Annotated in this window: 17 protein-coding genes; all 17 read right to left on the bottom strand. The window is 67.7% G+C overall.

Annotation, left to right across the window (positions count from 1 at the left end; genetic code table 11):
- Positions 1-53: 53 nt before the first annotated feature.
- Positions 54-1,265 (bottom strand): cell division protein FtsZ, encoded by a 1,212-nt coding sequence (gene ftsZ, locus AC4BAR_RS00950; protein WP_490625946.1) that lies wholly within the window; start codon positions 1,263-1,265, stop codon positions 54-56.
- 148 nt (positions 1,266-1,413) lie between these two features.
- The gene (ftsA, locus tag AC4BAR_RS00945; RefSeq protein ID WP_490625945.1) at positions 1,414-2,643 is read right to left on the bottom strand and encodes a cell division protein FtsA; all 1,230 of its coding nucleotides are present in this window, start codon (positions 2,641-2,643) and stop codon (positions 1,414-1,416) included.
- Between the two features lie 36 nt (positions 2,644-2,679).
- Positions 2,680-3,465 carry a cell division protein FtsQ/DivIB gene (locus AC4BAR_RS00940; protein ID WP_490625944.1) on the bottom strand — a complete coding sequence of 262 codons (786 nt, stop codon included), beginning with the start codon at positions 3,463-3,465 and terminating at the stop codon, positions 2,680-2,682.
- Positions 3,458-4,420, bottom strand: coding sequence for a D-alanine--D-alanine ligase (locus tag AC4BAR_RS00935; RefSeq protein ID WP_490625943.1), 963 nt, complete (start codon positions 4,418-4,420; stop codon positions 3,458-3,460). The genes AC4BAR_RS00940 and AC4BAR_RS00935 overlap by 8 nt, the downstream gene beginning before the upstream one ends.
- The gene (gene murC, locus AC4BAR_RS00930) at positions 4,417-5,862 is read right to left on the bottom strand and encodes a UDP-N-acetylmuramate--L-alanine ligase (protein WP_490625942.1); all 1,446 of its coding nucleotides are present in this window, start codon (positions 5,860-5,862) and stop codon (positions 4,417-4,419) included. Before murC ends, AC4BAR_RS00935 begins: the two co-directional genes overlap by 4 nt.
- A 112-nt stretch (positions 5,863-5,974) precedes the next feature.
- Positions 5,975-7,069, bottom strand: a complete 1,095-nt coding sequence (gene murG / locus AC4BAR_RS00925; protein ID WP_490625941.1) for an undecaprenyldiphospho-muramoylpentapeptide beta-N-acetylglucosaminyltransferase — start codon at positions 7,067-7,069, stop codon at positions 5,975-5,977.
- The gene (ftsW, locus tag AC4BAR_RS00920; RefSeq protein ID WP_490627163.1) at positions 7,066-8,295 is read right to left on the bottom strand and encodes a putative lipid II flippase FtsW; all 1,230 of its coding nucleotides are present in this window, start codon (positions 8,293-8,295) and stop codon (positions 7,066-7,068) included. Before ftsW ends, murG begins: the two co-directional genes overlap by 4 nt.
- A 32-nt stretch (positions 8,296-8,327) precedes the next feature.
- A complete protein-coding gene (murD, locus tag AC4BAR_RS00915) occupies positions 8,328-9,839 on the bottom strand; it encodes a UDP-N-acetylmuramoyl-L-alanine--D-glutamate ligase (RefSeq protein ID WP_490625940.1) in 1,512 nt (503 codons plus the stop codon).
- A gap of 85 nt (positions 9,840-9,924) precedes the next feature.
- Positions 9,925-11,103, bottom strand: coding sequence for a phospho-N-acetylmuramoyl-pentapeptide-transferase (mraY, locus tag AC4BAR_RS00910; protein WP_490625939.1), 1,179 nt, complete (start codon positions 11,101-11,103; stop codon positions 9,925-9,927).
- Positions 11,093-12,532, bottom strand: coding sequence for a UDP-N-acetylmuramoyl-tripeptide--D-alanyl-D-alanine ligase (locus tag AC4BAR_RS00905; protein WP_490625938.1), 1,440 nt, complete (start codon positions 12,530-12,532; stop codon positions 11,093-11,095). Before AC4BAR_RS00905 ends, mraY begins: the two co-directional genes overlap by 11 nt.
- A complete protein-coding gene (locus AC4BAR_RS00900) occupies positions 12,529-14,040 on the bottom strand; it encodes a UDP-N-acetylmuramoyl-L-alanyl-D-glutamate--2,6-diaminopimelate ligase (protein ID WP_490625937.1) in 1,512 nt (503 codons plus the stop codon). Before AC4BAR_RS00900 ends, AC4BAR_RS00905 begins: the two co-directional genes overlap by 4 nt.
- Positions 14,040-15,776 (bottom strand): peptidoglycan D,D-transpeptidase FtsI family protein, encoded by a 1,737-nt coding sequence (locus AC4BAR_RS00895; RefSeq protein ID WP_490625936.1) that lies wholly within the window; start codon positions 15,774-15,776, stop codon positions 14,040-14,042. Before AC4BAR_RS00895 ends, AC4BAR_RS00900 begins: the two co-directional genes overlap by 1 nt.
- Positions 15,773-16,174, bottom strand: a complete 402-nt coding sequence (ftsL, locus tag AC4BAR_RS00890) for a cell division protein FtsL (protein WP_490625935.1) — start codon at positions 16,172-16,174, stop codon at positions 15,773-15,775. The genes AC4BAR_RS00895 and ftsL overlap by 4 nt, the downstream gene beginning before the upstream one ends.
- Entirely contained in the window at positions 16,171-17,112 is a 942-nt protein-coding gene (gene rsmH / locus AC4BAR_RS00885) for a 16S rRNA (cytosine(1402)-N(4))-methyltransferase RsmH (RefSeq protein ID WP_490625934.1), read from the bottom strand. Before rsmH ends, ftsL begins: the two co-directional genes overlap by 4 nt.
- 9 nt (positions 17,113-17,121) lie before the next feature.
- On the bottom strand, positions 17,122-17,550 hold the full coding sequence (gene mraZ, locus AC4BAR_RS00880) for a division/cell wall cluster transcriptional repressor MraZ (RefSeq protein ID WP_490625933.1): 429 nt from the start codon (positions 17,548-17,550) through the stop codon (positions 17,122-17,124).
- Between the two features lie 278 nt (positions 17,551-17,828).
- Positions 17,829-19,166: an ATP-dependent protease ATPase subunit HslU gene (gene hslU, locus AC4BAR_RS00875; protein ID WP_490625932.1), complete on the bottom strand. Its 1,338-nt coding sequence runs from the start codon at positions 19,164-19,166 to the stop codon at positions 17,829-17,831.
- Positions 19,163-19,711 (bottom strand): ATP-dependent protease subunit HslV, encoded by a 549-nt coding sequence (gene hslV, locus AC4BAR_RS00870; protein WP_490625931.1) that lies wholly within the window; start codon positions 19,709-19,711, stop codon positions 19,163-19,165. The genes hslU and hslV overlap by 4 nt, the downstream gene beginning before the upstream one ends.
- Positions 19,712-19,786 lie beyond the last annotated feature (75 nt).

Here is a 19,786-nt window from a genome sequence, read left to right as displayed (position 1 = left end):
TAGAGCTTGCGCCCTACCCGGCATTCAACCGCAAAGCAATCGGTGAGAAGGGCTCAATCGGCCTGCTTGCGCAGGAAAGCCGGGATCTCGAAATCGTCCATGCCGCCCGAGGACAGCGCATCGACCTTGGCCGCGGCCTGGGTGCGGTTGGTGCGCCAGACGCTGGGGGTGGCCATGCCGGCGTAGTCGGCTTGTGCCACGCCGGTGGGGTTGGCGTGGCCGGCCATGGTTTGCGGCAGCGCAAAACCCACGTTGTCGGTGCCGGTGCGCAGCACCTGCAGCGGCGGCGCGGTGCGGCGGGCGTTCTGGCGGCTCAGGCCGGTGGCGACCACGGTGACGCGGATCTGGTCGCCCAGCTCGTCGTCGTAAGCCGTGCCGTAGATCACATGGGCGTCGGGCGAGGCGTAGGCACGGATGGTGTTCATCGCCAGCTTGGACTCGCTGAGCTTCAGGCTGCCCTTGGCGGCGGTGATCAGCACCAGCACGCCCTTGGCGCCCGACAGGTCGATGCCTTCCAACAGCGGGCATGCCACGGCCTGCTCGGCGGCAATGCGGGCGCGGTCCGGGCCCTGGGCCACGGCGGTGCCCATCATGGCCTTGCCGGGTTCGCCCATCACGGTGCGTACGTCTTCAAAGTCGACGTTCACATGGCCGGGCACGTTGATGATTTCGGCAATGCCGCCCACGGCGTTCTTCAGCACGTCGTTGGCATGGGCAAAGGCCTCGTCCTGGGTGACGTCGTCGCCCAGCACTTCCAGCAGCTTCTCGTTGAGCACCACGATCAGCGAGTCGACATTGGCTTCCAGCTCGGTCAGGCCGTGGTCGGCGTTGGTCATGCGGCGGCCACCCTCGAACTCGAAAGGCTTGGTGACCACACCCACGGTGAGGATGCCCATTTCCTTGGCCACGCGGGCGATCACCGGCGCGGCGCCGGTGCCGGTGCCACCGCCCATGCCAGCGGTGATGAACAGCATGTGGGCGCCGTCGATCGCGGCGCGGATGTCGTCCACCGCCAGCTCGGCGGCCTCGCGGCCCTTGTCGGGCTTGCTGCCGGCGCCCAGGCCGCTGGTGCCCAGCTGGATCACCTTGTGCGCCGGGCTGCGGGTGAGCGCTTGGGCGTCGGTGTTGGCGCAGATGAATTCCACGCCCTGCACGCGGCAGCCAATCATGTGCTGCACCGCATTGCCACCGCCGCCGCCGACACCGATCACCTTGATCTGTGTGCCTTGATCGAACTCCTCGACGTCAATCATTTCGATGCTCATGTCACTCTCCTGTATCAATGTTTGTTTCGCAGTTGCCAATGTCTTTTTTATGTGTCGGTCCGGGGTCAATTGTCACCCGTCCGGCGGCCCTTTGGAGTGCCGGCACGGAGGTAAATTTGCGTGTTCTCTGCAGGTGAAATGGGTCATGTCAGAAGTTCCCCACAAACCAGTCCTTGACCCGGCCCAGGGCGGTTTGCACCGAGCCGTTTTTCTGCGCCACCCGAAAGCCGCGCAGCCGCGCCAGCCGGGCCTCTTCCAGCAGGCCCATCACCGTGGCCGCACGGGGCTGGGCCACCATGTCGGACAAGGCGCTGGTGTATTTGGGAATGCCGCGCCGCACCGGTTTGAGGAAGATGTCCTCACCCAGCTCCAGCATGCCCGGCATGACCGAGCTGCCGCCGGTCAACACGATGCCGGACGACAGCACTTCCTCGAAACCCGATTCGCGCACCACCTGCTGCACCAGCGAGAAGATTTCCTCCACCCGCGGTTCGATCACGCCGGCCAGCGCCTGCATGCTCAGCATGCGCGGGCCGCGGTCGCCCAGGCCGGGCACCTCGACCTGGCTGTCCGGGTTGGCCAGCAGCTGCTTGGCAAAACCGGATTCGACCTTGATGTCTTCGGCGTCCTTGGTCGGCGTGCGCAAGGCCATCGCGATGTCGCTGGTGATCAGGTCACCGGCGATGGGAATGACGGCGGTGTGGCGGATCGCGCCGCCGGTGAAAATGGCCACGTCGGTGGTCCCGGCGCCGATGTCGACCAGGCACACACCCAGCTCTCGCTCGTCCTCGGTCAGCACCGCCAGGCTGGAGGCCAGCGGGTTGAGCATCAGCTGGTCGACCTCCAGGCCGCAGCGGCGCACACATTTGACGATGTTCTCGGCCGCGCTCTGTGCGCCGGTGACGATGTGGATCTTGGCCTCGAGTCGGATGCCGCTCATGCCGATCGGCTCTTTGACGTCCTGGCCGTCAATGACAAACTCCTGCGGCTCCACCAACAGCAGCCGCTGGTCGCTGGAGATGTTGATGGCCTTGGCGGTTTCCACCACCCGGGCCACGTCGGCCTGGGTCACCTCGCGGTCTTTCACCGCCACCATGCCGGTGGAGTTGATGCCGCGGATGTGGCTGCCGGTGATGCCGGTGTAGACCCGGGTGATCTTGCAGTCGGCCATCAGCTCGGCCTCTTTCAGCGCCAGCTGGATGCTTTGCACCGTGGCGTCGATGTTGACCACCACACCGCGCTTCAGCCCGTTGCTGGGCGCCACACCCAGGCCGGCCAGCTTGAGCTCGCCACCCGGCATGACCTCGGCCACCACCACCATCACCTTGGCGGTGCCGATGTCCAGGCCCACCACCAAGTCTTTGTATTCTTTTGCCATGACGTTTTCTGTTCCTTGAACCTGTTGCCCTGGGGGCTATTTCTTGCCGGACTCGAGCGCCACCGTGGTCACGCCGCGCAGGCGCAGCGCGTAACCGTCGGTGTGGCGCAGGTCGGCGGTCAACACCGCCTCGGCTTGCCGGCCGTACTTGGCCGCCACCTGGGGCAGCGTGGCCACAAAACGCTGCAGCCTGGCCTGCACCTCGGCCACCGGGCCGCTGCCCATTTCCAGCACCGCCCCGCTGTCCAGTTCGGCGCGCCAGCCGCCGCGGCCCGACAGGTTGAGCTGCACCAGCGTGGCGTCCAGCGGCGCGATCACCGGCGCCAGCGCCTGGGCCATGGCCAGCAGCGTGGCGGCCTGGCTGTCCGGGCCCACCAGGCGCGGCAGCTCGTCGGTGTCCAGCTCGCCCACATTGGCCTCGAACACCTCGCCAAAGCTGTTCACCAGCTTGGAGTCGCCCTCGGCGCCCCACAAGGCCACCGCCTGGTGCTCTTCCAGCACCACGTTGAGCCGGCTGGGAAACTCGCGCCGCACCAGCGCCTTGCGCACCCAGGGCACGGCCTCGAACGCCGCCCGGGCCTGGCCCAGATCGACGGTGAAGAAATTGCCGACCAGCCGCGGCGCCACATTGGCCCGCAGCGTCACCGCATTGTTGTGGTTCAGGTCGCCCTGCACGCCGATGCCGGTGATGGCAAAGGCTGGGTGCCGCAGCACCCACCACAGCCCAGCGCCCAGTGCCGAGGCGACCACCGTCACGAACAACACCGTGGCGGTGAAGTTCATCAGGCGGACGTCCAGCGGGGGCGCGGCAACTTCAGCCATGCTGGCCTTCGTCTCGGTAGTCCAGGCTGGCACCGGCCAGCAGCTGCAGGCACAGGTCTTCGTAGGAAATGCCGTCGGCCCGGGCCGACATCGGCACCAGCGAGTGACCGGTCATGCCCGGCGCGGTGTTGATCTCCAGCAAATAGGGCTGGCGGCTGCGGGCGTCGATCATCACGTCGGCGCGGGCCCAGCCGCGGCAGCCCAGCACCCGGTAGGCCTGCAGCACCATGGCCGAGATGGTCGCTTCGTCGCCGGCCGGCAGGCCGCTGGGCACCAGGTAGCGGGTGTCGTTCTTGAAGTACTTGTTCTGGTAGTCGTAGTTGCCATCGGGGGCCACGATGCGCACGATGGGCAGGGCCCGCGCCTGGGCACCGGCACCCAGCACCGGGCAGGTGACCTCGTCACCCGAGATGAACTGCTCACACAGCACCACGTCGCCATGCTCGGCCGCCAGCGCGTAGGCGGCGTCGCATTGCGCGGCCTCGGTGACCTTGGTCAGCGCGATCGACGAGCCTTCGCGCGCCGGCTTGACGATCATGGGCGCGCCCAGGTCGGCCAGGGCCTGGCGGGTGGCCGCGCCGCTGCCCACCTCCGTCCACTGCGGGGTGGACAGACCGGCCGAACGCCAGATGCGCTTGGTCATGACCTTGTCGATGGCGATGCTGGAGGCCATCACGCCGGAGCCGGTGTAGGGCAGGCCCAGCAGTTCCAGCGCGCCCTGCACCGTGCCGTCTTCGCCGAAGCGGCCATGCAGCGCGATGAAGCAGCGGGCAAAACCCTCGCGGCGCAGTTCACCCAGGTCGCGTTCGGCCGGGTCGAAGCCATGGGCGTCCACGCCCTTGGAACGCAGCGCCTGCAGCACCCCCTGGCCCGACATCAGAGAAATCTCGCGCTCGGCCGAGCGGCCGCCCAGCAGCACCGCCACCTTGCCGAAGTTGTTTTCAATCTGGCTCATGCCTGCTGTCCTGCCTCACTGATTTGCTCTTTTTTCTGTAGCAATTGCGGTGCCAGCTCCACCAGCTTGGCCGACACCGCACCGATGGAACCGGCGCCCATGCACAACACCACATCGCCGTCGCGGGCGTTGTCCAAAATGGCCTGGGGTAAAGCGCCCACGTCGTCGACAAACACCGGCTCCAGCTTGCCAGCCACCCGCAGCGCGCGGGTCAGGGCCCGGCCGTCGGCGGCCACGATGGGTGCCTCGCCGGCGGCATAGACCTCGGTCAGCAGCAGCGCGTCGGCCAGCTGCAGCACCTTGATGAAATCCTCGAAGCAGTCGCGGGTGCGGGTATAGCGGTGCGGCTGGAAGGCCAGCACCAGCCGGCGGCCCGGAAACGCCCCACGCGCGGCCGCCAGCGTGGCGGCCAGCTCCACCGGGTGGTGGCCGTAGTCGTCCACCACCGCCATCTGGCCGCCAGCGGCCAGCGTCACATCGCCGTAGCGCTGGAAGCGCCGGCCCACGCCCTTGAACTGGGCCAGCGCCCGCTGCACCGCGTCGTCGGGCACGTTGAGCTCCACCGCCACCGCGATCGCGGCCAGCGCGTTGCGCACGTTGTGCTCGCCGGGCAGGTTGAGCACCACATCCAGGTCGGGCAGCACCACGCCGTTGCGGCGTTGCGCGGTGAAATGCATCTGGCCATTGACCGCACGCACATGCAGCGCCCGCACCTGGGCCTCGGGGCCGAAGCCGTAGCTGGTGATGGGGCAGGTGACCTGGGGCACGATTTCGGCAATCACCGGGTCGTCGGTGCACAGAATGGCAGCGCCATAAAAGGGCATGCGGTGCAGGAAGTCGACAAAGGCCGACTTCAGCCGGCCGAAATCATGGCCATAGGTTTCCATGTGGTCGGCGTCGATGTTGGTCACCACCGCCATCACCGGCAACAGGTTCAGAAAGGACGCGTCGGACTCGTCGGCCTCGACCACGATGTGGTCGCCACTGCCCAGCTTGGCGTTGGCGCCGGCGCTGTTGAGCCGGCCACCGATGACAAATGTCGGGTCCAGTCCGGCCTCGGCCAGCACGCTGGCCACCAGGCTGGTGGTGGTGGTCTTGCCGTGGGTGCCGGCGATCGCAATGCCCTGCTTGAGCCGCATCAGCTCGGCCAGCATCAGCGCCCGCGGCACCACCGGGATGTGTTTCTCGCGGGCCGCCAGCACCTCGGGGTTGTCCGCCTGCACCGCGGTGGACGTGACCACCGCGTCAGCCCCGGCCACGTTGGCCGCCGCATGGCCCACCTGGGTCTGGATGCCCAGGCCGGCCAGGCGGCGCAGCGTGGCGCTGTCAGCCAGGTCCGAGCCGGAGATCTGGTAGCCCAGGTTGAACAACACCTCGGCGATGCCGCTCATGCCCGAGCCGCCGATGCCGACGAAATGAATATGGCGAATGGCATGTTTCATGCCATTTGCCCCCTGCACATTTCAGCGGCAGCGGCGGGAACCGCCCCGCGCAGGCACGGCCGTGGCTGTGCCTTAGGGTCCGCGACGAAGTGGATGTGGCGAATGGCGTGCTTCATGGTTTGCGTCCCGCAGCAAGGGTTTCGCAGGCTTGCACCACCCGGTCGGTGGCTTCGGTTTTTTGCATGGTCTTGGCAATCACCGCGCGCTCGAGCAGCGCGGTGCGGGTCAGCGAATGCAGCAGGCGGGCGAGCGCCGGCGGCGTGAGTTCGGCTTGCGGCACCAGCCAGGCGCCGCCGGCGTCGGCCAGGAAACGGGCGTTGGTGGTCTGGTGGTCGTCCACCGCCGATGGGAAAGGCACAAACACCGCGGCCGCGCCGACCGCGGCAATCTCGGTCACGGTGCTGGCGCCGGCCCGGCAGACGATCAAATCGGCCTCGGCAAAGGCGCCGGCGGTGTCGTCGATGAAAGGGGTCAGTTCGGCCAGCACGCCGGCGGCGGTGTAGTTGGCGCGCAAGGCGTCGATCTGGGTCGCGCCGCTCTGGTGCAGCACCGTGGGGCGCTGGTCGCGCGGCAGCAGGGCCAGGGCCTGGGGCACCACCTCGTTGAGCGCACGCGCGCCCAGGCTGCCGCCCACCACCAGCAATTTCAGCGGGCCGCTGCGGCCGGCAAAGCGGGCCTCTGGTGTGGGCTGGTTCAGGAAGGCGGTGCGCAGCGGGTTGCCCACCCATTCGGCCTTGGCCATGGCCTTTGGGAAGGCGGTGAACACCTTGTCGGCCACACCGGCCAGCACCTTGTTGGCCATGCCGGCCACCGAGTTCTGCTCGTGCAGCACCAGCGGCTTGCCCAGTTGCACCGCCATCAGGCCAGCCGGGAAGCTGATGTAGCCGCCCAGTCCCACCACCACGTCGGGTTTGACGCGGCGCACCACCTGGATGCTTTGCCAGAAGGCCTTCAGCAGGCGCAGCGGCAGCAGGGCCAGCGTGAGCGGGCCCTTGCCGCGCACGCCGGAAAAATCAATCGTCTCGAAAGCAAAACCGCGCGGCGGCACCAGCCGGCTTTCCATGCTGGGCGCGTCGGGCTGGCCTTTGCCACCCAGCCAGTGCACCGTCCAGCCGCGCGCGCGCAGGGCTTCGGCGACCGCCAGGCCGGGGAAGATGTGGCCGCCAGTGCCGCCCGCCATCACCAATGCTGTTTTGTTCGTGCTCACAGCCGCCCCCCGTGCATCAGCTGGCGGTTTTCGTGGTCGATGCGCAGCACCACAGCGAGGGCCACCAGGTTCACCAGGATGGCCGAGCCGCCGTAACTCATCAGCGGCAGCGTCAGGCCTTTGGTGGGCAGCGCGCCCAGGTTCACACCCATGTTGATGAAGGCCTGAAAACCCATCCAGATGCCCACGCCCTGGGCCACCAGGCCGGCGAACACCCGGTCCAGCGCGATGGCCTGGCGGCCGATGTGCATCAGCCGGCGGGTCAGCCACAAAAACAAACCAATCACCGCCACCACGCCGACCAGGCCGAACTCCTCACCGATCACCGCCAGCAGAAAGTCGGTGTGGGCCTCGGGCAGCCAGTGCAGTTTCTCGACGCTGCCACCCAGGCCCACGCCAAAGATCTCGCCGCGGCCGATGGCAATCAGCGAATGCGACAGCTGGTAGCCGCGGCCCAGCGCGTACTCGGCGCTCCACGGGTCGAGGTAGGCAAAGATGCGGTCCCGGCGCCACGGGCTCATCGCGATCATCATGCCGAAGGCCATCACCAGCACCGCAGCGATCAGAAAGAACATCCGGGCGTTCACGCCGCCAAGAAACAGAATGCCCATGGCGATGACGGCGATCACCATGAAGGCGCCCATGTCGGGTTCGGCCAGCAGCAGCATGCCGGTCACGCCCACCGCGATGCCCATGGGCATGACCGCGCGGAAGAAGCGCTCCTTGACCTCCATCTTGCGCACCATGTAGTCGGCGGCGTACAGCAGCACGGCGAACTTGGCCAGCTCCGAGGGCTGGAAGTTCATCACACCCAGCGAGATCCAGCGGCGGGCACCGTTGACGCCGCGGCCCACATGGGGAATCAGCACCGCCACCAGCAGGATCAGCGAGGCCACAAACAACCAGGGGGCCACCCGCTCCCAGGTTTTCAGCGGCACCTGGAAGGCGATCAACGCCGCCACAAAGGCCAGCACCAACGACACCACATGGCGCACCAGGAAATGGGTGTGGGCGTAGTTGGCGAACTTGGGGTTGTCGGGCATGGCCACAGAGGCCGAATACACCATCACCAGGCCCCAGGCCAACAAGGCCACCGTGACCCAGACCAGCGCCTGATCGAAACCCAGCAGCCGCGCCGGGGTGCTGGGGGTGCGGGCCATCTCGGCGCCACCGATGCGCACCGGCAGCGCGTCGGCGGTGGCGGCCACGGCCGCACCCAGGCCCATGAAGGGGCTGGCCAGGCGTTGCAGCAGCGCGTTCATGCCTGGCCCTCCAGCACCACACCGGCGGCGTCGGCCACCGCCTGCACCGCGGCGCGGAACACCGCAGCCCGGTGGCCGTAGCCGGTGAACATGTCAAAACTGGCGCAGGCCGGCGACAACAGGACCGCGTCGCCCTGGCGGGCCAGCCGGGCCGCCAGCGTCACCGCAGCAGCCATGTCGGCGGCGTCGTGCACCGGCACACCGGCGGGCTCCACCGCTGCGCGAATGGCCGGCGCGTCGCGGCCGATCAGCACCACCGCGCGGGCGCAGGCAGCCACCGCAGGGGCCAGCGGCGCAAAGTCCTGGCCCTTGCCGTCGCCACCGAGGATGACCACCACCCGGCGGTCAGCACCCAGGCCTTGCAGGGCGGCCACGGTGGCACCGACGTTGGTGCCCTTGCTGTCGTCGAAATACTCCACGCCGTCGATCAGGCCCACAGGCTCCACGCGGTGCGGCTCGCCGCGGTACTCGCGCAGGCCGTAGAGCATGGGGGCCAGACTGCAGCCGGCCGCACTGGCCAGGGCCAGGGCCGCCAGCGCGTTGGTGGCGTTGTGGCGGCCACGGATGCGCAGCGCGTCGGCCGGCATCAGGCGCTGCACATGCAGCTCCACCGCCTCTTGTTTTTGGCGGCGGGTGCGCCGGGTGTCGTCGGCGTCCTGCGCCCGCACCAGCCAGCCCATGCCGTGCAATTGCTCCAGGCCGAAGTCGCCCGGGCGCTCGGGCAGGCCGGCACCAAAGGCGACCCAGTCGACCGGCGGCTGGCCCTTGGCAGGCGCCGGCAGCATGGCCATCACCAGCGGGTCGTCGCGGTTCAGCACCCGCAGCGTGGTGGGGCCAAAAATGCGGGCCTTGGCCTGGGCGTAGGCGTCCAGGCTGCCATGCCAGTCCAGGTGGTCCTGGGTGATGTTGAGCACAGTGGCAGCGGTGGGGTTGAAACCGGTGACGGCGTCGAGCTGGAAGCTGGACAGCTCCAGCACCCAGACCTCGGGCAGCGTGGCCGCGTCCAGGTGGCCGGCCAGGGTGTCCAGCAAGGTGGGGCCGATGTTGCCGGCCACCGCCACGGTTTTACCGGCGCGGGCCACCAGCTGGCCCGTGAGCGAGGTGACGGTGGTCTTGCCGTTGGTGCCGGTGATGGCCAGCAGCTTGGGGGCATAGGCCTGGGAGGCCTGGAGGTCGGCCAGGCCTTGCGCAAACAGGCTCAGCTCGCCGCCCACCGGCGTACCGGCGGCCTGCGCCGCCTCGGCCACCGGCGCCACCACCGCGGGCGACAGACCAGGGCTCTTGAAGATCGCGGCCGGGGCCAGGCCCGTCACCAGCTCGGCGGTGAAAGCACCGCCAACGAAACGCACCGCAGGCAGTTCGCGCGCCAGCAACTCGCGCTGCGGCGGGGCCTCGCGGGTGTCGGCTACCGTCACCTGGGCGCCGCAGCGGGCGCACCAGCGTGCCATCGCCAGCCCGGAATCACCGAGACCGAGGACGAGGACGGATTGGCCTTGGAGCTGGTTCATGTCGATGCCGCCCGGCCGCCCGAAGGCATTGACGCGCCCCCTCGGGGGGCAGCGATACGTGAAGCGATGAGCGTGGGGGCCATGTTCATCGGAGTTTCAAAGTGGACAAACCGACCAGGCACAGCAGCATGGTGATGATCCAGAAGCGCACCACCACCTGCGTTTCTTTCCAGCCACTCTTCTCAAAGTGGTGGTGCAGCGGCGCCATCTTCAGGATGCGACGGCCCTCGCCGTATTTCTTCTTGGTGTACTTGAAGTAGCTGACCTGCAGCATCACCGACAGCGCCTCGACCACAAAGATGCCGCCCATGATGAACAACACGATTTCCTGGCGCACGATGACGGCGATGGTGCCCAGAGCGGCGCCCAGTGCCAGCGCGCCCACGTCGCCCATGAAGACCTGGGCCGGGTGGGTGTTGAACCACAGAAAGGCCAGGCCGGCACCGGCCATGGCCGAGCAGAAAATCAGCAGCTCGCCCGAGCCCGGGATGTGCGGGAAGAACAGGTATTTGGAATACACCGCGCTGCCGGTGACGTAGGCGAACACGCCCAGTGCCGAGCCCACCATCACCACCGGCATGATGGCCAGACCGTCCAGGCCGTCGGTGAGGTTCACCGCGTTGCTGGAACCCACAATCACCAGGTAGGTCAGGATCACAAAGCCGAACACACCCAACGGGTAGCTGACCTCCTTGAAGAAGGGCAGCAGCAGGCCGGCCTTGGGCGGCAGGTTGACGTCAAACCCCGATCGGACCCAGTTCAGGAACAGCTCCACCACCCGCAGGTTGGAGCTCTCCGAGATGCTGAACACCAGGTACAGCGCGGCCAGCAGGCCGATCAGCGACTGCCACATGTACTTCTCGCGCGAGCGCATGCCCTCGGGGTCTTTGTTGACCACCTTGCGCCAGTCGTCCACCCAGCCGATGGCGCCAAAGCCCAGCGTCACCAACAGCACGATCCAGACGAAGCGGTTGCTGAGGTCAAACCACAGCAGCGTGGAAATGCCGATGGCCAGCAGGATCAGCACACCGCCCATGGTGGGGGTTCCGCTTTTGCTGAGGTGGCTTTCCATGCCGTAGCCACGGATGGGCTGGCCGATCTTCAGCGCGGTGAGGCGGCGGATCACCGGCGGGCCGGCCAGCAGGCCGATCAGCAAGGCGGTCAGGGCCGCCATCACCGCACGGAAGGTGAGGTACTGGAAGACCCGGAAAAAACCGAATTCCGGCGACAGTGCTTGCAGCCATTGGGCCAGGCTAAGCAACATAAGATTGAACCTCCACGCTTTTCACTTCGTGTGATGCGCTGCCCCCCGAAGGAGCCGCGGTTGTTTGGTTTGAATGGGCGGTGATGGCAGCCACCACCCGCTCCATCTTCATGAAACGCGAACCTTTGACCAGCACGCTGCCCATCTGCGGCAAGGCCGCGAGCACGGCGGTGTTCAGCGCCTCGACATCGTCGAAATGCGGGTCGGCACCAAAGGCTTGGGCCGCCTGGGCCGACTGTTCGCCCAGCGTCAGCAAGCGGTCCAGGCCACGCGCACGGGCGTAGGCGCCAACTTCGGCATGGAAGGCCGGACCCTGGTTGCCGACCTCGCCCATGTCGCCCAGCACCAGCAGGCGCGGGCCGGGCAGTTCGGCCAGCACGTCGATGGCGGCACGCACCGAGTCGGGGTTGGCGTTGTAGGTGTCGTCCACCACCGTGACGGCACGGCCATGGACCGCCACCGACAACGCCCGCGAACGGCCCTTGACCGGCTCGAAGGCCGACAGGCCATCGGCGATCGCTTGCAAGGGCACGCCGGCGGCCAGCGCACAGGCCAGTGCGGCCAGCGAGTTGCCCACGTTGTGCCGGCCGGCGATGCACAGCCGGTAAGTCAACGGGCCGGCGGGGGTGTTGGCCCTGACCTGCCAGCCGCCGTCGGCCCATGCCGCGCTGCCCAGGGTCACGTCGGCCTCGCCTTGCATCGCAAATGTCAGGCTGGCGCGAGCGCCGGCCAGGCCTTGCCAGACGGCGCTGTGGGCGTCGTCCTGCGGGTAGATGGCCACGCCGCGCGGGTCCAGCGCCGCGATCACCGCGCCGTTTTCCTCGGCCACCGCAGTCACGCTGTGCATGAACTCCAGGTGCTCGCGCTGGGCGTTGTTGACCAGCGCCACGGTGGGCCGGGCGATGCTGGCCAGGTGGGCGATCTCACCAGGGTGGTTCATGCCCAGCTCGACCACCCCCAGCTTGTGGTGGGCGCGCAGCCGCAGCAGCGTCAATGGCAGGCCGATGTCGTTGTTGAAATTGCCCTCGGTGGCCAGCATGGCCTCGGGCTGGGCCGTGCGCAGAATGGCCGCCAGCATCTGGGTCACGGTGGTTTTGCCGTTGCTGCCGGTCACGGCGATCAACGGCAGCTTGAACTGGGCGCGCCAGCCGGCAGCCAGCTGGCCCAGTGCCAGGCGGCTGTCGGCCACCTGCAGGCCGGGCAGGCCGCTGTCGGCCACGCCGCGCTCGGCCAGCACGGCCGCAGCACCGGCAGCGCGGGCCTGGGGCAGCAACCCATGGGCGTCGAAACGCTCGCCCTTGAGGGCCACGAACAAATCGCCTGGCAGCAGGCTGCGGGTGTCGGTGTGGACCCGGGTGACGGCGGTCGCCCCGTCACCCACCAGGGTGGCGCCGGGCAGCCAGGCCAGGGCTTTGGCCAGCGTCATCATGATGCGGCCTCCGTCGCGGCGCGCTGGCGCAAGGCGGCCTGGGCCTGGGCCTGGTCGGAGAACGGGCTGCGCACCCCGGCCACTTCCTGGTAGGCCTCGTGGCCCTTACCGGCCACCAGCACCACGTCGCTCGCGGCGGCCCGGGCCAGCGTGTGTGTGATGGCCTGGGCGCGGTCGGCCAGCACGGTGGCACGGGCGCGGTTTTGCAGGCCGGCCAGCATCTGGGCCAGGATGGCCTCGGGGTCTTCGCTGCGCGGGTTGTCGCTGGTCAGCACCAGGTGGTCGGCTACCCGCTCGGCCACCGCGGCCATCAGCGGGCGCTTGCCGGCGTCGCGGTCACCGCCGCAGCCGAACACACACCACAGCGCGCCGCCGCGCTGCGCGGCCAGCGGGCGCAGTGCCCGCAGGGCTTGGTCGAGCGCGTCCGGGGTGTGGGCGTAGTCGATGACGGCCAACGGCTGGCCGGGGGCGCTGACGCGGTCCATGCGACCGGGCACCGGGCTCAGCTGGCCACAGGCGGCCGCCGCATCAGCCAGGCCCAGCCCCAGCGCACGCAGCGCGCCCAGCACACACAGCAGGTTGCTGGCGTTGTAGTCGCCCACCACCGGCGCGGTCACCGCATGCACCACACCGGGCTGGGCGGCATCGACCACCTCGAAGCGCAGGCCTTCGGCGGTGGGGCGCAGGCCGCGGGCCGTCAGCCGGGCCGGCTGGTCGCGCGACACGGTCCACAGGTCCAGCGACCGACCGGCCAGCACCTCGGCCAGGGCCTGGCCCTGCGGGTCGTCGATGTTGACCACCGCGGCCTGCAGGCCGGCCCAGTCGAACAGCCTGGCCTTGGCCTGCCAGTAAGCCGCCATGTCGCCGTGGTAGTCCAGGTGGTCCTGGGTGAAATTGGTGAACACCGCCACGCGGATCTGGGTGCCGTCCAGCCGGCGCTCTTCCAGACCAATGGACGAGGCCTCGATGGCGCAGGCCGAGAAGCCCTGGTCGACAAAGCGGCGCAGCCAGCCCTGCAGCAGCACCGGGTCAGGGGTGGTCAGGCCGTTGGGGTCGACCGCCGGCGGCGCGCCGATGCCCAGCGTGCCCACCACGCCACAGGGCGCAGGAGGCTGCTGACGCAGCCGCGTCAGGGCCTGGGCCAGCCACCAGGCGGTGGAGGTCTTGCCGTTGGTGCCGGTGATGGCCACCATCTCCAGCGCTTCGCTGGGGTGGTTGAAGTAAGCGGCGGCGATCGGCCCGGTGGCGGCCTTCAGGCCGCGGTAGGCCCGCACCCGCGGGTCGTCCAGGGCGAAGGCCTCGACGCCCTCGCCCTCCACCAGGCAGGCGGCGGCACCGGCGTCCAGCGCGGCGCGCACAAAGCGGCGGGCGTCGGTGGCCGCGCCTGGCCAGGCGATCAAACCGTCGCCGGGCAACACCTGCCGGCTGTCGGCGCGCAAGTCGGCCCGCACCTGGGTGCGCAGCCATTGCGCGGCCTGTTCCGGGGTGTCGAGCCAAGCCAAGGCCATCAGAACGACTCCTGCTCGGCCTGCATGACGATTTGCGGCTTGACCGCCATGTCGGGCGCCACGCCCAGCATGCGCAGGGTCTGGGCCACGGTGTCACTGAACACCGGTGCCGCCACATCGCCGCCAAAGTACTTGCCGTTGCTGGGCTCATCGATCATCACCGCGACCACGATGCGCGGGTTGTCGATGGGCGCCATGCCGACGAAGAAGCCGCGGTACTTCTTGTCGGCGTAGCCGCGGCCTTCCTGCTTGTGGGCGGTGCCGGTCTTGCCGCCCACCGAATAGCCCATGGTCTGGGCCTTGGGCGCGGTGCCGCCGGGGCCGGTCACCATGTGCAGCATGTTGCGGATGGCAGCCGCCGTGTCGGGCTTGAGGATTTGCACCCCCTTGGGCGACTGCTCGAGCTTGATCATCGAGGTCGGCACCAGCTGCCCGTCGTTGGCAAACAGGCTGTAGGCCCGGGCCAGCTGGAACAGGCTGGCCGACAGGCCGTAGCCGTAGCTCATGGTGGCCTGCTCGATCGGTTTCCAGGTCTTGAAGGCGCGCAGCTTGCCGCCCACCGCGCCGGGGAAGTCGATTTGCGGTTTCTGGCCAAAACCGGCCTGGGTGTACATCTCCCACATCTCGCGCGGCTCCATCTGCATCGCCATCTTGACGGTGCCGACGTTGCTGGATTTCTGGATCACCTCGTTGACCGTCAACACGCCATGGGGGTGGGCGTCGGTGATGGTGGACTTGCCGATGGTGATGCGGCCCGGTGCGGTCTGGATGGGGGTGGTGGGCGAAACCAGCTTCTTCTCCAGCGCCAGCGCCACCACAAAGGGCTTCATGGTCGAGCCGGGCTCGAAGGTGTCGGTCAGCGCGCGGTTGCGCAGCTGGGCACCGGTCAGGTTTTGCCGCTTGTCGGGCTGGAAGCTGGGGTAATTGGCCAGCGCCAGCAGCTCGCCGGTGGCCACGTCCAGCACCACCACGCTGCCGGCCTTGGCCTTGTTCTCGATGACGGTGTCGCGCAGCTTCTGGTAGGCGAAGAACTGGATCTTGCTGTCGATGCTGAGCTGCAGGTCGCGGCCGTCCACCGGTGGGATCTGGTTGCCCACGTCCTCCACCACCCGGCCCAGCCGGTCCTTGATGACACGGCGCGAACCGGCATGGCCGCCCAGGGCCTTGTTGAAGGTCAGCTCCACGCCCTCCTGGCCCAGGTCCTCGACGTTGGTGAAGCCCACCACATGGGCTGCCGACTCGCCCTCCGGGTACTGGCGCTTGTATTCCTTGCGCTGGTAGACGCCGGCGATGTTGAGCTTGGCGATCTGCTGCGCCACCGGCTCGTCGATCTGGCGCTTGAGCCAGACAAAGGTCTTGTCCTCGTCCTTGAGCTTTTTGTTCAGCTCGGCCAGCGGCATCTCCAGCAAACGGGCCAGTTGCGCGCGTTTGGCCGGGTCACGGTCAACGTCCTCGGGAATGGCCCAGATGCTGGGCGCCGGCACGCTGGAGGCCAGGATCAGGCCATTGCGGTCCAGGATGCGGCCACGGCTGGCCGGCAGCTCCAGCGTGCGGGCAAAACGAACCTCACCCTGGCGCTGGAAAAACGCGTTGCCAATCACCTGCACATAAGCGGCGCGGGCAATCAGCCCGCAAAAGCCGATCGCGATGGCCGCCACGATGAACTTGCTGCGCCAGACCGGGGTCTTGCTGGCCAGTAGCGGACTTGACGTGTAGCGGATGCTGCGGGTGGTCATGGGGATGTGGCCCCCACGCTTGCCGCTGCGCGTGCTGCGCTGCCCCCCGAGGGGGCCGTGGCTTGCTCGGGGCGGCCCGTCGCTGCGGCGGCCCCCACACCGGAAGCGGCAGAGGCCGGTGCGCTTGATGCCGCCCCGGGTACCGTCACATACTGCGTGATGGCCGGCGTGGCCGGGCGCATCAACAGCTGTTGCTTGGCGATTTTTTCCACCCGCAGCGGCGTGGCCTGAGACCGCTTTTCCACCTGCAGGCGCTCGCTCTCCAGCTCCAGCCGCGCCGCCTCGGCATTGGCCCGGTCCAGCTCGATGAACAGGCGCCGCGACTCGTACTGGGTGCGCACCAGGTACAGCGCGGTGGCCATCACCGCCAACAGCAGCACCAAATTCAACCGGGTCATGCGGCCGTCCTCTGCGCCACACGCATGATGGCGCTGCGCGAACGGGGGTTGGCGGCCACTTCGGCGGCCGAGGGCTTGATGCGACCCAGGGCCTCGAGCTTCATCACCTTCGGCGGCGCGAACGGGTTCCGGCGGTCGTAGGCGTCGCGCGCATGTTCGGCAATGAACTGCTTGACGATGCGGTCTTCGAGCGAATGGAAACTGATCACCACCAGTCGGCCTCCGGGCTTGAGGATGTCCAGGCTTGCGTTCAGCGCTTGTTGCAGCTCTTCAAGCTCTGCGTTGATGAAAATCCGAAGAGCCTGAAATGTGCGCGTTGCAGGGTCCTGACCCGACTCGCGGGTTTTGACCGCACCAGCCACGATCTGGGCCAGTTCAAGGGTGCGGGCAGGCACGCCCCGCTCTTGTCGGCGAGCCACAATGGCTTTTGCAATCGGAACAGCAAACCGCTCTTCGCCATAGTCACGAATCACCTCTGCAATCTGGTCTTGTTCGGCATGGGTCAGCCATTCCGCGACGCTCTCGCCGCGGGTGGTGTCCATGCGCATGTCCAACGGGCCGTCGTTGCGAAACGAGAAGCCACGCGCGGGGTTGTCGATCTGGGGTGAACTCACGCCCAGGTCCATCAGCACACCGGCCACGCTGGCCGGCGGCAGTTCGCCCAGGTGGCGAAAGCCCTGGTGCCGGATGGCAAAACGCGGGTCGCTGATGCGAGCCGCCTCGGCCAGCGCGTCCAGGTCCTTGTCGAAGGCAATCAGCCGACCCTGCGGGCCGAGCTTGGACAACAGCAAACGCGAATGGCCGCCGCGGCCAAAGGTGGCGTCCACATGGGTGGACGCGCAGGGGTCGATGGCGGCCATGCCGCGGTCCGTGTTGCTGAGAAGCGCATCGACTGCTTCGTTCAACAAGACGGTGGTGTGTTTCCATGGACTCTCCACCGCCGGCTTTCAGAACGAAAAGTCTCTGAAGACCTCGGGCATCTCGCCCAACATGGCCTTGGCCTCCTCGGCGTCGTAGGTGGCCTTGTCCCACAGCTCGAAGTGGTTGCCCATGCCCAGCAGCACCACTTCGCGGCTCAGGCCGGCGGCCTGGCGCAGCTCGGGCGACACCAGCACGCGGCCGGTGCCATCCATCTCCACGTCCATCGCGTTGCCCAGGAAAATGCGCTTCCACCACTGGGCGGCCATGGGCAGCTCGCCAATGCGCTCGCGGAACTTCTCCCACTCGGGGCGGGGAAACACCATCAAGCAGCCATGGGGGTGGCGGGTCACGGTCAGCTGGCCGGCGGCGGTCGCGCTCAGGACGTCACGGTGCCGGGTCGGCACAGACAGCCGACCTTTCGCATCCAGACTCAGAGACGAAGCCCCTTGAAACACCGTGAACCCCCCTCTCGCCAAACGTTGAAGCCGTGGTGATGAAACACTTTTCACCACTTAATTGCACTTTTTTCCACTGTAGCAGGAAAAGCAAGCGGCACAAGGGGGCTTGTGACTATTTTTTGCAATGAAATCAAGGACTTAGGCGTGGTTTCGCCAGTCAGTTTGAAGCAAATAATCGTTCTAAATGAAGCACTTAGCGGCACTAATGAATGTGCAGCGTGAAATCCCTGGGCCGCCGGCGGCGGCCCAGGGCGGGGCCGGTGGCCAGCCCGGGGCTACAGGATGTAGCGCGACAGGTCTTCGTTGGTGCTGAGGGCCGCCAGGCGCTGGTCCACGTAGGCGGCGTCGATCACCACCGTCTGGCCTTCCAGCCGGGTGGCGCCAAAACTCACCTCGTCGAGCAAGCGCTCCATCACCGTGGACAAACGGCGCGCACCGATGTTTTCGGTGCGCTCGTTGACGTCAAAGGCGATCTGCGCCAGCCGGGTGACGCCGTCTGGCGTGAAGTTCAGCGTGACACCTTCGGTGGCCAGCAAGGCCTGGTACTGGCGCACCAGCGACGCCTGGGTCTGGGTCAGGATGGCCTCGAAGTCCGGCACCGCCAGCGACTGCAGCTCGACCCGGATCGGCAGCCGGCCCTGCAGTTCGGGAATCAGGTCGCTGGGCTTGGCCAGGTGGAAGGCCCCGGAGGCGATGAACAGCATGTGGTCGGTTTTCACCGGGCCGTGTTTGGTGGACACGCTGGTGCCCTCGACCAGCGGCAACAGGTCGCGCTGCACGCCCTGGCGCGACACCTCGGCGCCGCCGTGCTCGCCGCGCGAGGCCACCTTGTCGATCTCGTCGATGAAGACGATGCCGTTCTGCTCGGCGTTGAAGATGGCGCGGGTCTTGATTTCGTCCTCATTGACCAGCTTCGCAGCCTCTTCGTCGGCCAACAGCTTGCGGGCCTCGGCGATCTTGAGCTTGCGCAGCTTGCGTTTGTGCTGCCCCATCTGGTTGAACAGGCCGCGCAGCTGCTCGCCCATTTCCTCCATGCCGGTCGGGCCCATGACCTCCAGCTGCGGCCGGGCGTCGGCCACCTCAATCTCGACCTCCTTGTCGTCCAGCTGGCCTTCACGCAGTTTCTTTCGGAACACCTGGCGGGCCGTGCTGTCGGTGGGCGCCGCAGCGGGCTCGGCCGAGCGCGGCGGCGGCAGCAGCACGTCGAGCAGGCGCTCTTCGGCCGCGTCTTCGGCCCGCATGCGCACTTTGCGCATCTCGGCCTCGCGGGTCTGCTTGATCGCCACCTCGACCAGGTCGCGCACGATGGCGTCGACGTCCTTGCCCACGTAACCGACCTCGGTGAACTTGGTCGCCTCGACCTTGATGAAAGGCGCGTCGGCCAGTTTGGCCAGGCGGCGTGCGATCTCGGTCTTGCCCACGCCGGTGGGGCCGATCATCAGGATGTTTTTGGGCGTGATCTCGGGCCGCAGCGCCTCGTCCACCTGCTGGCGGCGCCAGCGGTTGCGCAGCGCAATCGCCACCGCGCGTTTGGCGTCCTGTTGGCCCACGATGTGGCGGTCGAGTTCCGAAACAATTTCTTGCGGCGTCATGCTGCCGAAGGCGGCGCTCATGCGAGCACCTCGATGGTGTGGTTCATGTTGGTGTAAATGCACAGTTCGCCGGCGATCTCCAGCGATTTCTTCACGATCTCGGGGGCCGACAGGGTGGTGTTCCCCAACAGGCCCTTGGCCGCCGCCTGGGCGAAACCGCCGCCGGAGCCAATGGCCACAATGCCCTGCTCGGGCTCCAGCACGTCGCCGTTGCCGGTGATGATCAGCGAGGCCTCGCGGTCGGCCACCGCCAGCATGGCCTCCAGGCGGCGCAGCACCCGGTCGGTGCGCCAGTCCTTGGTCAGCTCGATGGCGGCGCGGGTCAAATGGCCCTGGTGTTTTTCGAGCTTGGCCTCGAAGCGCTCAAACAGCGTGAAGGCGTCAGCGGTGGCGCCGGCAAAGCCGACCAGCACCTGGTCGCGGTAGAGCTTGCGCACCTTGCGGGCCGTGCCCTTGACGACGATGTTGCCCAGCGTGACCTGGCCGTCGCCGCCGATGGCGACCTGCCAGCCGCTGGGGGTTTGCCGGCGCACGCTGAGGATGGTGGTTCCGTGAAATTGTTCCATCGCGGGGAGGTGGGGGCGATTCACCCATCGGCAAGGGCAAGCCGCCCCGAAATCAGCCCGAAAAAACCCCCAGAT

Source organism: Rhodoferax sp. SPJ4 (assembly GCF_058216275.1).
This window is presented reverse-complemented; position numbering and strand designations above follow the sequence as displayed.

Bases quoted from the DNA above. Each gene is read 5' to 3' on its own strand.
- ftsZ (WP_490625946.1), bottom strand. From the start codon at position 1,265: ATGAGCATCGAAATGATTGACGTCGAGGAGTTCGATCAAGGCACACAG.
- ftsA (WP_490625945.1), bottom strand. From the start codon at position 2,643: ATGGCAAAAGAATACAAAGACTTGGTGGTGGGCCTGGACATCGGCACC.
- AC4BAR_RS00940 (WP_490625944.1), bottom strand. From the start codon at position 3,465: ATGGCTGAAGTTGCCGCGCCCCCGCTGGACGTCCGCCTGATGAACTTC.
- AC4BAR_RS00935 (WP_490625943.1), bottom strand. From the start codon at position 4,420: ATGAGCCAGATTGAAAACAACTTCGGCAAGGTGGCGGTGCTGCTGGGC.
- murC (WP_490625942.1), bottom strand. From the start codon at position 5,862: ATGAAACATGCCATTCGCCATATTCATTTCGTCGGCATCGGCGGCTCG.
- ftsW (WP_490627163.1), bottom strand. From the start codon at position 8,295: ATGGGCCTGGGTGCGGCCGTGGCCGCCACCGCCGACGCGCTGCCGGTG.
- murD (WP_490625940.1), bottom strand. From the start codon at position 9,839: ATGAACCAGCTCCAAGGCCAATCCGTCCTCGTCCTCGGTCTCGGTGAT.
- mraY (WP_490625939.1), bottom strand. From the start codon at position 11,103: ATGTTGCTTAGCCTGGCCCAATGGCTGCAAGCACTGTCGCCGGAATTC.
- AC4BAR_RS00905 (WP_490625938.1), bottom strand. From the start codon at position 12,532: ATGATGACGCTGGCCAAAGCCCTGGCCTGGCTGCCCGGCGCCACCCTG.
- AC4BAR_RS00900 (WP_490625937.1), bottom strand. From the start codon at position 14,040: ATGGCCTTGGCTTGGCTCGACACCCCGGAACAGGCCGCGCAATGGCTG.
- AC4BAR_RS00895 (WP_490625936.1), bottom strand. From the start codon at position 15,776: ATGACCACCCGCAGCATCCGCTACACGTCAAGTCCGCTACTGGCCAGC.
- ftsL (WP_490625935.1), bottom strand. From the start codon at position 16,174: ATGACCCGGTTGAATTTGGTGCTGCTGTTGGCGGTGATGGCCACCGCG.
- hslU (WP_490625932.1), bottom strand. From the start codon at position 19,166: ATGAGCGCCGCCTTCGGCAGCATGACGCCGCAAGAAATTGTTTCGGAA.
- hslV (WP_490625931.1), bottom strand. From the start codon at position 19,711: ATGGAACAATTTCACGGAACCACCATCCTCAGCGTGCGCCGGCAAACC.